Source organism: Zhongshania sp. (genome assembly GCF_047636175.1).
Classification (GTDB): Bacteria; Pseudomonadota; Gammaproteobacteria; order Pseudomonadales; family Spongiibacteraceae; genus Spongiibacter.
In genome coordinates this window covers 1-14,145 of the sequence record NZ_JBLIKC010000023.1, presented here as the reverse complement: position 1 = coordinate 14,145, position 14,145 = coordinate 1, and the positions used below count along the sequence as shown (strand labels likewise).

Below are 14,145 nucleotides of genomic sequence, written 5' to 3'. Positions count from 1 at the left end.
GGTGTGCTAGAGTTTGTGATCGTTTGAGTCACTAAACTTGCAATAGCGTTACACAAGCTACTGACGTTAATCGCCAGCGTTGGCCTCGCCATTTATTATTTTAGTCATTTTGTCGTGGATTTCAGAGGAAAAACGAATACCAGAAATGGTCATAGATCCTAAGGCTTGCGATACAAGAAATTCTGTTGTTAGTGTCAATTTTTTCATGATACAAATGTAGGCCGAAGCGTTAAGTTTCTCCAGAAATGGGTGATGCGCTAAGTTTCAATTAATGGATCCAATGGGTTGTCCATAAGAGCTGGGGTAGGTTGAGGCGCACTATGCAAGATGATGTATTTGACCCTGATGTACGGCTGGCGAAGTTACGTGCCGCAGCAATTGAAATGATGTCGGGCAATGAGTCAGCAGCTATTAACTGGCTTAATGAACCTAAAGAGGTACTGGGTGGTGAGTCCCCGATTATCCACGCCGCGACAGCCCGCGGCGCTAGGGAAGTTCAAGACTTGATTGGCCGAATTCGGCACGGTGTTTTTAGTTAATTTTGAGCATTCAAACGAAATAGTTTTAAAACTGTTTGCAGTTCCAAGCTGGCGTACTTTTTAGGAGTGAATTAGCGATGATGGGCATGATTATGGCAATTGGGCTCGTACTGGCAGTGATTTCCATACCGCTCGCTTTCTATTGGAAAGCAGACGAAATTACGAAATTCTGGACTTCCCATAGTTAGCTAGATACCTAATGGCTAGCAACTGTCTAGCGAACCCAGGGAAGTCCATTAGTCCGGTTCCTTTACTTGTTATGCGTCGCTGCCAGCGCACTCTATACACTAGCCTAACAGCGCTTGAAGGAAATTTTCATCACCTTCTCGCACACGTTGATTGATTACCTCCGAAAATTCCTCGTCGAAGAAACCTCGCAGTTTGGGCCAAACGGCCCGCCCGCCATCGCTTCGGATGACAAGTGCCACACCGAGTAAGTAGTTGTCTACCCACTCCATGTTTGGGATTCTTCGTTGGCGGGCGACCCACGCGTCTTCAGCCTGATTAATCCATGTGAACAGCCAGATCATCCACATCACTTTCTCAGAGTCGGTAAGACTCTCGTAATCGGACTGTCCTCGAATGTGGAGTTCAACCAGTTTTGGGCTTTGCGTGAGCTGATGATAAGCCTGATTGTTGTCTCGCTTGATCTCACGTGTCATCTGGGCTGACAGTTCGGTCCGGGCGCCACGGACTTGAACCACAAGTATTATCAAGGTAACTAAAACCGCGAGTGATCCTACAATTTCTCCAAGTAACCCTAGCTCTGAAAGTGTCATATTTCGGTATCTCCTGACGCATAACGCCCAAAGCAGCCGTGCCGTAGGCGTCGGTAGCCTTTGTTTGTTAGCCAGATATCGACAAGACCACTCATTCTCTCGGTATGGGAGCTAGCGTTTCAAGAGTTCTATTTAACGTACACCAACTCGGCGCGCTTTCCGGAAGGTGATTCTGTGTTGCCCAAAATAACGATTTATCATCAAGGGTAAGTGCGTTGATGCTTGCAAGACCAAGTTCATCAAGCTGAGCCCAGAGACGTGTACCGCACTTGTCACAGAAGCGTCTGGAATTAATGCGCCCTGAGTCCGCTTGCTTATCGAACTGACATGGCTGGCCTTTCGTAAGTTCAACGGAGGCGATGGGAACACCATATACGGCGTATCCAGCAGCCCCGCTTATTGTTTGACAATCTGTGCAAAAGCAAAAAAATTGCATCACTGCCTCACCAGAAATTTTGTAACGCACGTTTCCGCAGAGACATCCGCCTTCAACTGATCTGCTCATTTATTTCTCCTTAGTCATTGTGGTGCTTCACCATGGTTAATGTGATGCACCTGACTAGCGCCTTAGGTAACCGGCACTTGAGGCACCGGCCGTTTAAAAGTCGGCGGCGGATCAAATATCCGCTGCAATGATATTTAGAATTTCAGCGACTGCCAGATAGCGTGACGCTGGAGCCAGAAACATAAAGCGTTAACAGGCGAATTTCATGAACTGTTAAAAGTGGACGGTAGGTCAAGCGTCACCTGCAGCACCTTGTTGGGCGTCTCCCAAACCATGGCGCAAGGTTCATGTGACGTCGCAAGACACCTCGACCGCCCCCTTATTGACCACTCCGATGCACCATACCTGCAACGGATTCACCCACGTGTAGTCTTCCGAGGACGTAAATAGGGTCATGTTCACGCGAATGTTCATAATCCCGCCTTCTCCAGAAATTCAAAACAACTCCCTTGGGCGTCAATGTTTGTCCCATCCGACGTGGTAATAGCTTCGTGGATATACAGCTCCATATGGCCATCTGCGCGTGCTCGAGGGTAATCAATCCCAAAACTGACCCGTTTAGCCGCGAACCACTGGCCTGGTCCTCGAACGCAGTATCAAATCTGGCACCCTCCGCGGGGAGCGGAATGGTTCCGAACATCATTTCGTCGAAACTTACCCCGTACTCGGTCATGCCCGTGAGATTCAGTTTCAGCGAGTGAAGGTGTTACCCGAATTTGATAGTAGTCATTGCTGCTCTCTTAGAATTTTCTAATAGACGCCCAACAGTATTATTCAGAAGACTTGCGCCTTATATCACTTTACCCCCTTATAAAAGGATGGGCTTCAGCATGAATTAAAAAATACAATGGAATTCAATAAGATAGCTTCTTCGCAATTATAGCGAGAGCAGGACAAACGAAGACTATTCCCTTATTTTTATTAATTATTCCTTTTATAAAACATACCGCGTTTATTATAAATGTCAATGGATTCAGTAACTCGCTAATTTATTAATGGGGATCACGCTACTGTTCACATCGCTTAAAGGTGCAGATACAGTAAGCATTTTGGGTTCTTAACCACTGGCGTTCAAGGCGGGAAAGGCGTTTTGAGACCGGCAGCTAGCCTATTTTCTTGACTGTTTAAGTTAATGATTAGAAATTCGGCGACTGACCGCTAATGTGACGTCGGAAACTTTCGTACTAGCTTTTCATGCCGCATGTCCTAATCTGGTTGTGGGTTCAAAAATACGTATTTTGATGAAATTCGTATGCATATCTACGACCTTAACGCCCGCATTTGCGGCTGGTATGGAGCGCAGCAGAAAATCAGTCCGACAACATCCGCTTGTTATGTGTACTTCGCATGAAGCCCTGCGTTAACTTAATAAGAATTTCCAGAAAATCTATCTAAATAAGTAACCTATCCGTTAATAGATTTGTCACTTCGCCACCACCCGTCCAGCGAGAGTCGACGTGATGGAGAATATCCAGCGAGGACCAGTAACCCTGCCACTATTGCCAGATTTTTGACAAAATTCTGCATCTCACGAGCGGCTATACCCTCGCTCATGGTCCAAAAGTCGTGCAACATAAAATTGACGAGTAGCACATAGACTACAAATCCATAGGCTACAAGTTTAACGTGCCGACCGCACATCAACAAAATCCCACCAATAATGCTCACAGATCCGGCAAACCACAAGAGTTGTGTCGGGAACGTTATGTCATGAGATTGCATATAAACCGTCAGGTCGACTGACTCAGTGAATTTGCGTATTCCAGGAACAAGAAAATACAAGCCGAGCAGAAATTGACCAATAGCTATGCTAATTGTATTCATTTTTTTTCCTCTTTCTTTGTAGAGATTACGGAGTTATTTTTTCTACGGTCAGGTAGAGCACATAACGCCAGCCGCCACACGCGCCATGGTGCAAAGCAACGCTTATCGCGTCGTTGTGCGTGGCCTTCTTAGGTGATTGGATCATTTTCTTACTAAACCTCTGTGGCGATGGGATGTGGCGAAAGCCACGAACCAAAGTAAAAAACCTGATGAATCGAGGCGTCCACGTACAGACTGCCGTTACGTGCGGTATTACCAGTAAAGGCCGATGGCGCAGCTCTAAAACACCGGGGATTAATCAGACATTATCCAATGCCTATTTAAAATCTTAGGGGCTCTACGCGTTGCGCGATGGTTGGATCAAGCTTCACCATTCTCAGTGAAACGCCCTGTGCGGATCCTCATGCAGGGTGTTGTGGGGGCTCGGCTACCCGATTATAACTCAACCCATTCTCGCTGATTTTATTTTTGGATTTGCATTCCATATATGCCTCTAAAGCTAATACCCAATGTAAATCACTGTCATCTTTAATATTGCATTAACTAATGCTGCTTCTAACAAGACACTTTTCGTGCAAATCTGAATTTTCCTCGAATGACATCCTCTAAGCGAAATAACTGCGCCTAGCAGATTTTACGTCGCATTGTTTCGTGCATAACCCTGCTTAAATCAGTCTGGATTGAAGAGTCGGAACAAGCTCACAATTATGCAATATTCACACTGAGTTCAATGCCTCCGCCTATTGCGTATTTTAGCGCTTAACCTATGATAGCGGCGTTTTGGCGGCAGTTTCAAACTGGCGGTGAGGGTCTGGACCGTAGCGCATTCGTCGCTGCGATTTTTAAATTGTATTTTAGGGCATCAAATCACCGTTTTATGGCGGGATTTCTGGTGCCTGGCAGTCTTGTTTGGGCGCTAGCATCAGCTGGTAAGCAATAAGTATTTCATGGGTATTGGGTATGACTATGGAGTTCGGCATGAAAACGTTTCCTCGGTATCTAACAGCTGCGCTGCTAAGTGTCTTGTTACTTGGCTCGATGTTGTTATCTGCAAATACTGCCAAGGCAGATGCAGTGACTGATTTTTTAAATTCTTTGGGTATACCGGCGCTGTTTTCTCAAATTGCTACGTCAGTTGGCACCGTTGGCGGCTCAGTGCTAGATCCGGTTGGTACTGGCGATAATGATTTTCTCGGCGTTGACGTGCTCAACCCTGAAAATGATCTAGGTTTAACGGCAAATTCTGGCGAGGTAACGGGCTCTGGTAATAAAACGGGCTCGGAACCGGCGGTACCCTTGGATGATGCGGGTGGCTCTGAAGCAGCAAATGAATACGGTTTAAGTTATGAAAGCGGTAGCGCTGATCGAATTCGGGCGGTCGCAGGGCCAGACGGGACTATTACTGCCCCGGCCGCAGCTGGTGTTAAGGATGGTAGCGGGCAGGCTGGTTCTGGACTGAGTTCCAATGGACCACTGCCAGGCCTTAGTGATCAGCCAGTTGGTCTGTCAGTTTTGGGTGAAAGCTCGTCTGGCAACGGCGAAGCCGTTGGGGTCGCTGTTTTATCGGGCGACAACTCAGGAAATGGCGGTAGCGCCGGTGTCGCTGTGCTCTCAGGTAGCGGATCGGGCAACGGCGACAGCGCGGGCGTTGCAGTGCTGGGTGGCGCAAATTCCGGTAATTCTGAGCTCACTGGCGTGGCGGTATTAAATGGCGCAAATTCGGGCAACTCCGGCACGATCGCGGTAGGTGTGCTAAACGGTGCAAATTCTGCCAATAGCGGAGTGGCTGGCGTTGGTGTGTTGAATGGTTCAGGTTCTGGTTCCGGTGGCTTGATTAGCCTTGCCGTCGCCAATGCGCCGCTAGGTCCAAATGCAAATGGCGGCGGTGCAAGCAATAATGGCAGTTGCACGGCGTCGGGTGGTGCTGGCTGTGGTGACATTGGATCTTTAGCACTGTTGGATTCCTGTAAAGACGCGGACCTTGATGGTGTGTGTGATGAATTAGACGAGTGTTTACGTACTCCCGCTGATATGCCCGTGTTCTTAACCGGATGCCATTTGTCGGAAGATGCGCCGCTGGTGTTGCGCGGTGTGAACTTTGAATTTGATAAATGGGATTTAACCCCTGAGTCCTACCCGATTCTAGAGCACGCGGTAAAAGTCTTAAACGCGCAAGCCGATTTCCTGGTGACGGTCGATGGTCACACCGACTCGATGGGTAGTGATAGCTACAATATTCGCCTTTCGTATAAACGTGCGCGAACCGTGTATAGCTACTTGATTGCCGCCGATATAAAAGAAGATCGTTTGGTCTTCCGTGGTTACGGTGAGGGTGTCCCAATAGCGCCGAATGTAAATGATGATGGCAGTGATGACCCAGTTGGCCGGGCAGAAAATCGTCGAGTAGAGTTGACTGTTTTACAGCCTGATGTGTTCGATGCGGTGAAAGAAGAAAATATGTCCCAGCGCTGAAATGAGTGTCAGCGCTAGAGATGATGCTCTGGCGCTTATTTTTGGGGATTGGTCTACCTTGGTTTTTATAGTTTAGAGACGATGACATGGCAATTGATTTTCCCTCTGCGCTCCCGCCGCAACAAGCAACCGTAGCCCAGATTGCTGAGTGGGCAGGCACGGCTAGCACTTACCAAGGCTTGATAAATGGCTATCAAGTGCGGGTTTCTGGTGATCACCACCTGAGCCAGGATGAATTAGATAAAATTTTCAAATCAGCGAAAACGCCTTCACAGGCAATTTTTCTTATGAGTTCAGCTGCGCTTAGAAAAGGCCATATGCTGGTGTCGATGCAATACGCGCCAAAAGAAAATGTTATCTATGTACATGCGCTTCAGGCGCGCGTGGTCGGGCTCAAAGGCGGTGAAATAAGCGCGTTTTTTGCCGGTTTAAAAGACGATCCTAGTTTAAGCCGGGCGGAGTTCGACCGCGCTCGGGTAATTGCCAACGTTCGCAGTGAGCGCACCGGTATTGATTACTCTGTGAGTTATATAGTCGATGATAACAACCCAGAGCGTGTTGTCATGGAATTTAAGGGCGAGCGTCAGGAAGATTACGACGCCACTGATTTGGTGTTGCGATTTGGTAACCAAGGTAGTCGCTACGTGGGCCGCTATTTTGGCGATGTTGGCCTTAGCCACAATTTTAATGACGGTAGTCGCGCTATGGGCAGCTTTGAAACTGCGTTCACTGATTTAGGCGAGTCGCGTGGTGGCGAAGATTACTACCGAATTCAGTTGGCGGCGGATCGGCCTTTTGCACAGGGCTTATACGGTATTAGCGCTGGACACACGGAGTATTCCCAAGACTTTGGTAGCACCACAAGCTCAACTACGACTGCGTCGGGATCTGACCCCATTTGTGATGCCTTAGGCGCGCTAGGCTTGTGTAGTCCAAGCTCAACGACGACCACGAGCACCCAAAAAGTGGGTTTAAACGCCAAAATTAATACGCTTGGTGTATCGGGTGAGCAGGTCTTAGCGAGTGATTTAAGCTCAAGGCTAAACCTGTTCGAGCGTATTGATTATATCGATTCGCAAATTGATGTCGGTGTTTTTGGTAATCTCCAAGACGAAAAATACGCGACGCTTGAACTTGGCGGTAAATATTTCTCAGCCGACTTGCGGGGCCCAAAATCACTGCGCTGGTCGGCTCAGCTGTCCTTGAAGACCGGTTTAACAGGCGATAGTGGTAGTCTGGGTAAGTACGACGCGTATCAATCGCAGTACCTGGTAAGCAACCCCGGGGCGCGCAGTGCGCCGCAGGTTGTGCCTGGCGCGAGAACGGCTGAATTTTTGACAGTGCTGCCAAAGTTTACGGCAAAGCTACCGGTGGCTGCTGGTGGCGATTTACACCTTAATTTGTCGGCGCAGTTCGCGAATGAGCAGTTGCCCCAGCAGCAACAGTGGGTATTAGGGGGTATGGGCTCAATGAGTGCTTATTTACCTGGCGTTTTGTCGGGCGACTCTGGCTATTATGGCAAGCTTGATTACGCTAACACGGTATCCGTCCTCGGTTTGGACTTCACACCGTCGGTTTTTGTCGAGTATGGCGCTGCTTGGTTCGAGAATGCCTCCGGTGTGGAAGGCGACACCCGAAGTATTGTTGACGCCGGCGTGAAATTTAGCGCGGATCTTGGCTGGGCAACGCAGTTTGACAGCGTCTTTGCCCGCTCCTTAGCCGACGACGGTTTTGCCAACGCAGCCGCGCTAAAATCTTTCGAAGCCAATTTCTACTTCACCCTTAAAAAAGTATTTTAAGTCCCGTTAAGGCAAAAGACTGGTGTCGAATTCCCACCAGTCTTTTGCCTATATTGACCCTGCCTTTACCAAACTCATTCCCGTTCTTTGCCAGCTAACGCCATTATCAATGCGCTGTTTTGCCCCTTGCTTGAACGGTCAACTGCTGGGCGTTTGATCTCATTCCACGATGGGATGCGCGCAGCATTTTAGCTTTGCCTGTCGCAATTCAAGGGTAATCCTTATTGCACAAAATAGAATTTATGTAAAATAGCTAGACTATTCTTAGTAAGTAAACGCTCAGGGGTTAGTCGGGCATGGAATCTGGCTCAATGGTATTAAGCTTAATTAAATCGCGGTAGTCAGGCGTCGTTGTTCGTCCTTTTCGGCATGCATTCGCCATGGCCTCGCCTGATATAGCAGACCATTGAATGGCAAAACCGGCCCACTGATATACGTCATTAAATAGATAATAATGAATGGCTTTCAAGTAGGTTAGATTGTAGGTGCTGCTCAATGGATTGATCTCTAGCTCAGCCATGGCAATAGAGCTGAACTCTGCCTCAGCCTCATTTAGAGCTTGTTTATCGGTAAGGCCAAGTTTGTTGATGAGACAGGTCGAGCCTGAGATTCAGTAAGGGTCGCGTTCGGAAAGGTCATAATTATCGTAGGACAATTTTGAGGGTGTTCTTATATGGCGACGCGCTGGCGATAGCGTTCCACAAGCTCGCGACGTAGGTCTTCGCCTTTAACCTCGCCATTAATGACCCGAGTCATGTTTGCTCGTAGCTCGGGAGACACACGAATACCCTCAATAGCCAATGAACCTACGGCCTGAGCTACACGGAATTCTGTTGTCAAATTTAACTTTTTCATGATTTGAGCATACACGAATCGTTATTCTGCTCTACTTATCTAAGAGGATCACAAGCAACGGGATTGTCTAGTAATATCAATATGTTGCTGGTTCCGTAAGAAAGATACAAAGACAGATTGATCAAAAAGCAGCCAAATCGTTTGTTGCGTAGCCAGGCTACTCTGGCACAGCACCGCCATCAAAAGAACCAAATTCAGCGACTGACCGCTAATGTGTGTGGGTTCAAATGGTCAGCGCAACACACTAATCTGTAGAAGCAGAACACTTTCTCATATTAGTTGACCCTAAGCCTGTGAATTATACTTAACGAGCGCAGCGCCCGTCTGCGCTCCTGCACCGCTGGCGAAGCCTTGCACTTGCAATGCGCGCCCTAGCAGGGTGTGATTAAAGCCAATTTATTACTGAATTCGAGCACCCCGAAGTGCTGAAACGTTAGGGATTGAAAGGGCGGTAGTCCCCCGAGCGACCAGCGTACCCTGTAAAGCCCGTTAAGACGCCTTGAACCCCATAACCTGACAACTCAATAGCAAATGAAAACCAGCTTTAGTATCATTAGGGCTTATTTGATGCATCAGGTTGAACATGAGTATTTCCGGGACATCAGACATCATCAAAGACGTCATCTCTCTTCAGCTTGAGAACACAGAGAAAGTACAGGCCCTGGTATTTCGTGACGGTCAGCTCCTAATACTGGCAACACAAGCCATTGCACTGCATAAATCCAGGGCCAGCTTTGAAGACCCGCTGGCGGACAGTTGTCTGGGATATGCCGAGCTAGGGCCTGAGCATCATTTAAACTGGGTTGATGACAGCATTATTCAAGAGTATCAATCGGGATATGTCGGCTTAATGGATCAAAGGGTTATTTTAATTACCCCGAATGCGATCCAGTTATTCCCGGGTAAAAAAGAAGCTCTGCACAATCAACAGCGTATTGCTCAAATCATACTTGACTGACAAAAATCCCACTCATTAGCCCATACATCCGGGCCTTAGATTGAGACGTAAGCCACTATTATGAATAGCCGTGACCTGATCCCTGCCACTCAAATTCCCGCCGAGCCAATTAAAAGCGGAAAAAAATTCGTCAACGATAAAGGCATCACGGCGATTAAAAATGGTATCAAAGCCTCCAGCAAGGATTCGCATGAACGGCTCAAAAAACCATCATGGCTGCGAATAAAAGCCAAAGGCGGGGCGGTGTATGACAGAACTAAAAACATCGTTCATGAACATAAGCTCAGCACGGTATGCGAAGAAGCGATGTGCCCCAATATCAGCGAATGCTGGAGCTCAGGAACTGCGACAATTATGCTCATGGGCGATACATGCACGCGTGCCTGCCGTTTTTGTGCTGTCAACACCGGTAACCCTCAAGGCTGGCTTGATAAAGACGAAGCCAAAAACACCGCCGAATCTGTCAAGTTAATGGGGCTCAAGTATCTGGTACTAACTTCGGTAAACCGCGACGACCTGGAAGATGGCGGTGCCGGCCACTACGCCGAAGTTGTTCGGCGCGTCAAAGCTGATAACCCTGATGTCGCCGTTGAAGCACTCACCCCCGATTTTGAAGGCATCTTCGACTGCATAGAAATCGTAGTCGACAGTGGCATCGCCGTTTTTGCCCAAAACGTAGAAACCGTAAAGCGCCTCACGCACCCAGTTAGAGACCCGCGCGCCACCTACGAGCAAACCCTAGCCGTATTAAAGCACGCCAAAGAATACAAGCCGGAGGTTCTGACCAAAACCAGTATCATGCTGGGTCTGGGCGAGACCGAAGAAGAAATCATCGAAGCCATGGATGATTTACGTGCCATAAATTGTGATATTTTAACCTTTGGCCAATACCTGCAGCCGACTGAAAATCATCTGCCGATTGAACGTTATGTGACACCGAAAGAATTTGAAAAATATCGCCAGTGGGGGTTGGATAGAGGCTTTATGGAAGTCGTATCAGGCGCGCTTGTTCGCTCCAGCTACCGCGCTGAACAGGTTTTAATGAAAAACAACGTTGGTTTAAGCGCTAAAATATAATGGGTAGGCACATGAATGAATGTTCTGGTCAACAAAACCGGACACATTAATTTGCTAATTTCTCATACTGAATCAGGGTGATAGTAAGTCTGAACTTTGTTTTTCATTTGTGTGCATCCTACATTTGATTTGAAATCCCCTAGCTAAGATCATAATCACTTCTCAATAAAAATCAATTTCTTAAGTGAGCTCCAGCAGAATTAGTGAGCTCAACGCTGCTGAATAGAAGTTTGACAGCTTTAATACCGCCTACTGCTGAATATATAATCAGTATTAAAAGGTGTTGTTATGGACGAGGTCAGGTACCTCATACCAGAGCGCCCCGCGCGTTTTATTAACCAATTACAGTACCATATTCGTCATGCGATACGAGCGGTGGCAATCGGGATGCCTGCATCAGCCCACAGCTTTGTGCATAGTTTGCGACACGTCTTTTCAAAGCGGGTTATGATTTTCTTAGTATTCAGGCATTCTTGGGGCATTCTGGCATTTCAACAACGGAAATTTATACTCATGTTGTAAATCGAGGCGTGGACAGCATTTTAGGTCCTACAGAGGGTCGCGAATCAAACGTTTGACGGGTCTTAACATACTGCTTTTATCAATGCTCCACATATGCTTACTATCTTGTGAATAAGTCAATTAACTGATTAACTGGTTATTACATTATTTATAGGTTTGTCCTGCGCGTTAAATATTTATTAATAATGAGCTTTAAACGGCTTTTACCCCTATTCGATTATACATGACCAAAATTCCTCTTAAATATATGAGTACACTTTATTTATGAATTCAGAAAAAAATTCAAAGGAAAACACAAATGAGATGAAGCGTAGCGATGGTCTTGATGCAGGAAACGCTGAAAGGTCTTTGGTGCTTGCGATTTTTCATCTAATCCAACGGATAATACTGATTATCGTTGTTGTGATGACATTAGGAGCCGTAGCTTTTGAAATCAACACGATTTATATTGCGCAGACGATTAGTTTAGCTGACATTCTCTTAATGTTTCTTTATCTTGAAGTTGTCGGCATGGTGGCAGTATTTTACTCTGACCAACGCTCAGCGTTTGTTTACCCAATTTTCATTGCAATTACAGCACTTGCTCGACTAATTGTTTTACAGGGTAAGGATATGGCACCTGAAAACATCCTGTTCGAAGCAATAGCTATTTTACTTCTAGCCATCGCAGCAGTCATACTGATCAAGATGCGTAACGATTAATTTTGTTACTAGATATCAAAACTGTTTAGAAACCGCAAATTAAATCAGGATTTTAAAATCTGATATTAGCGGGAATTAAACATAATATTAATCAAATATAAATTTAATACATCTTTCATTTCTATGTTCTTGATGATGGGCTGCCTATTAACCAGTGGCGGCTTTAATACTCTAAATTATTTAATACCATTCTTACGGAAGGCTGCAAAATCCACTACGACAGAAATATAAATATTTCAGCCTAACATACTCAATCCGTTCTTTTAATTTTCAGTATAATATTTATTCACTGTTGAAAATTAATATTTTTGAATTAAAAAGGATCTTTAAGCGTCGCTCCATTTCAGCTTTTCCTTTAACGCAAATATTTTCTACTTTATCGGTGAGTTTACAAGATACAATCATGGATTGTGTCGCACAAGTTTATAATAGTGCCGATGCTGATTTGACTTTAGCCAATATAAGACACTGCTGCAATATTGATAATATCTCTGAAAAAGAGATTGAAATAAAAAAACTTAGCCCTACTCTCGAAATAAGCCCTTACTCCTTAACGGTGGTGGGAAATCGGCCAAAAAATCAGGGTCAGATTTTAAATTTGCCCATGACTTTTCGTTGCCCATCCGATTGAAAAAATACGACCGTAACGTCAAATTTTTGGCGACCCTCAAAATTAATTACTTGTAACTCTTACTTAAATCATTACCCTAGTGTGTGAGTATTAACTGAGGTCTCTACTCTTGCACTGCCTTTCAAATACGCTCTTAAAACGCGAAATCATCTTCCGAGAAGTCTTCAAGACTCCCTCATCGGCCCCTATGCCGTGTATGTTCAAACCTAACATGGAGTACCCATCATGCGTAAACTAACGCCCTTGGCACTTTTGTGCGCCCTTACTGCACCCTCACTCGCTGTTGCCGAATGCGGTAAAGTGTCAATTACCCAGATGAACTGGGCCTCGAACGCCGTCGTGACCGGCGTTGCCAATTTTATTATGGAACAAGGCTACGGCTGTGACGTAACCGTGATTCCTTCGGACACCATTCCTGCCGTTACATCGGTAGCTGAAAATGGCGAACCAGACATCGTGACCGAGCTGTGGCTGAACTCTGCCGGCGAGGCATACCTGCGCCTGGAAGAGCAAGGCAAAATCAAGCGGGTAGCCGAAGTACTGGACCCAGGTGGTATAGAAGGCTGGTGGATTCCCACGTATCTGGCCGAGAAACACCCGGAACTGAAAACCATCGAAGGCATCATGGCGAATCCGGAACTCGTCGACAGCCGCTTTAACAACTGCCCGAGTGGTTGGGGCTGCCGTGTAGTCAATGATAACCTGACTCGCGCTCTTGATCTTGAATCATCAGGCATCAAGGTATTTGATCACGGTTCCGGTGAAACTCTGGCGACGTCCATGGCCTCGGCGGTTCAGAGCGAAGAGCCTTGGTTCGGTTACTACTGGGGACCGACTGTACCACTGGGCAAGTACGACATGACTCGGGTTAAAATTGGCGATTACAAGCCAGATGTTCATACCAGCAACCAGACCCAAATGGCCGAGAATCCCGGCGTTTCCGATTTCCCTGCTGCCACTATTCTGACCGCCGTTACCACCAGCTTCGGTGAGCGCGAGCCAGAAGTAGTTGAAATGCTGAGTAACATGACCTTCAAAACTAGCACTATGAGCGCCCTGCTGGCCTGGATGGATGAGAACAACGCTTCCGCCGAAGAGGCTGCCGTTTACTTCTTGAGTAACAATACCGACGAATGGTCTGGATGGCTGAATGCTTCAGCCACCAAACGACTCGCCAACGTTCTTGGCCAGTAGACGCTATCAAGAAGAGCCGGCACGCCGGCTCTTTTTTTGTTGGGTCCATAAAAATCACACCGAATACCTCATTCTGAATGCGCAAGGAATATTGAACGCTCATGGCAACCTATGACTTCTTATTTTCATCTCTCGGACTCACGAAGTGGTGCGCTGAAGCCAAAAGCGACGCGCCCATGTCGATGGCTGCACTACTGAACAAATCCAGGGGTACGGAAGCCGACGCGCAATCCCTTTGGGATGTGCCGTTTCCATCCATGGATGCACTCAATGACTCCTGCGCGGCCT

General features: G+C 46.8%; 14 protein-coding genes and 1 pseudogene. 10 read left to right on the top strand and 5 right to left on the bottom strand.

What is annotated here, in order from left to right:
• The first annotated feature begins 320 nt into the window (after nt 1-320).
• Nucleotides 321-539 carry an antitoxin Xre/MbcA/ParS toxin-binding domain-containing protein gene (locus ACI955_RS13530; RefSeq protein WP_415244272.1) on the top strand — a complete coding sequence of 73 codons (219 nt, stop codon included), beginning with the start codon at nt 321-323 and terminating at the stop codon, nt 537-539.
• 287 nt (nt 540-826) lie between these two features.
• Here ACI955_RS13530 and ACI955_RS13525 read toward each other — a convergent pair whose 3' ends face one another.
• From ACI955_RS13525 to ACI955_RS13515, 3 genes are all read right to left on the bottom strand, one after another.
• Complete coding sequence (locus ACI955_RS13525) at nt 827-1,318, bottom strand: hypothetical protein (RefSeq protein ID WP_415244271.1); 492 nt, start codon at nt 1,316-1,318, stop codon at nt 827-829.
• A 91-nt stretch (nt 1,319-1,409) separates the two neighbouring features.
• Entirely contained in the window at nt 1,410-1,754 is a 345-nt protein-coding gene (locus ACI955_RS13520) for a GFA family protein (protein WP_415244313.1), read from the bottom strand.
• 1,473 nt (nt 1,755-3,227) lie between these two features.
• Nucleotides 3,228-3,647: a DoxX family protein gene (locus tag ACI955_RS13515; RefSeq protein WP_415244270.1), complete on the bottom strand. Its 420-nt coding sequence runs from the start codon at nt 3,645-3,647 to the stop codon at nt 3,228-3,230.
• Nucleotides 3,648-4,625: 978 nt separating this feature from the next.
• On the opposite strand from ACI955_RS13515, the gene ACI955_RS13510 reads away from it, so the two are divergent.
• Both ACI955_RS13510 and ACI955_RS13505 read left to right on the top strand, forming a co-directional pair.
• Nucleotides 4,626-6,119 carry an OmpA family protein gene (locus tag ACI955_RS13510; protein WP_415244269.1) on the top strand — a complete coding sequence of 498 codons (1,494 nt, stop codon included), beginning with the start codon at nt 4,626-4,628 and terminating at the stop codon, nt 6,117-6,119.
• Nucleotides 6,120-6,205: 86 nt separating this feature from the next.
• The gene (locus ACI955_RS13505; protein WP_415244268.1) at nt 6,206-7,918 is read left to right on the top strand and encodes a ShlB/FhaC/HecB family hemolysin secretion/activation protein; all 1,713 of its coding nucleotides are present in this window, start codon (nt 6,206-6,208) and stop codon (nt 7,916-7,918) included.
• A gap of 286 nt (nt 7,919-8,204) precedes the next feature.
• Here ACI955_RS13505 and ACI955_RS13500 read toward each other — a convergent pair whose 3' ends face one another.
• Complete coding sequence (locus ACI955_RS13500; protein ID WP_415244267.1) at nt 8,205-8,438, bottom strand: hypothetical protein; 234 nt, start codon at nt 8,436-8,438, stop codon at nt 8,205-8,207.
• A 149-nt stretch (nt 8,439-8,587) separates the two neighbouring features.
• Nucleotides 8,588-8,773 carry a hypothetical protein gene (locus ACI955_RS13495; protein WP_415244266.1) on the bottom strand — a complete coding sequence of 62 codons (186 nt, stop codon included), beginning with the start codon at nt 8,771-8,773 and terminating at the stop codon, nt 8,588-8,590.
• Nucleotides 8,774-9,356: 583 nt separating this feature from the next.
• Between ACI955_RS13495 and ACI955_RS13490 the strand changes: the two genes are divergently transcribed.
• The 7 genes and pseudogenes from ACI955_RS13490 to ACI955_RS13460 all read left to right on the top strand — a co-directional run.
• Nucleotides 9,357-9,731, top strand: coding sequence for a hypothetical protein (locus ACI955_RS13490; RefSeq protein WP_415244265.1), 375 nt, complete (start codon nt 9,357-9,359; stop codon nt 9,729-9,731).
• Nucleotides 9,732-9,791: 60 nt separating this feature from the next.
• On the top strand, nt 9,792-10,808 hold the full coding sequence (lipA, locus tag ACI955_RS13485; protein WP_415244264.1) for a lipoyl synthase: 1,017 nt from the start codon (nt 9,792-9,794) through the stop codon (nt 10,806-10,808).
• A gap of 461 nt (nt 10,809-11,269) precedes the next feature.
• Complete coding sequence (locus tag ACI955_RS13480) at nt 11,270-11,386, top strand: hypothetical protein (RefSeq protein WP_415244312.1); 117 nt, start codon at nt 11,270-11,272, stop codon at nt 11,384-11,386.
• A 208-nt stretch (nt 11,387-11,594) separates the two neighbouring features.
• Nucleotides 11,595-12,032 carry a phosphate-starvation-inducible PsiE family protein gene (locus ACI955_RS13475; protein WP_415244263.1) on the top strand — a complete coding sequence of 146 codons (438 nt, stop codon included), beginning with the start codon at nt 11,595-11,597 and terminating at the stop codon, nt 12,030-12,032.
• 292 nt (nt 12,033-12,324) lie between these two features.
• Entirely contained in the window at nt 12,325-12,663 is a 339-nt protein-coding gene (locus tag ACI955_RS13470; RefSeq protein WP_415244262.1) for a hypothetical protein, read from the top strand.
• A gap of 225 nt (nt 12,664-12,888) precedes the next feature.
• Complete coding sequence (locus tag ACI955_RS13465; RefSeq protein WP_415244261.1) at nt 12,889-13,857, top strand: ABC transporter substrate-binding protein; 969 nt, start codon at nt 12,889-12,891, stop codon at nt 13,855-13,857.
• A 101-nt stretch (nt 13,858-13,958) separates the two neighbouring features.
• A pseudogene (locus ACI955_RS13460) lies at nt 13,959-14,145 on the top strand (glycine/betaine ABC transporter permease); the annotation flags it as partial.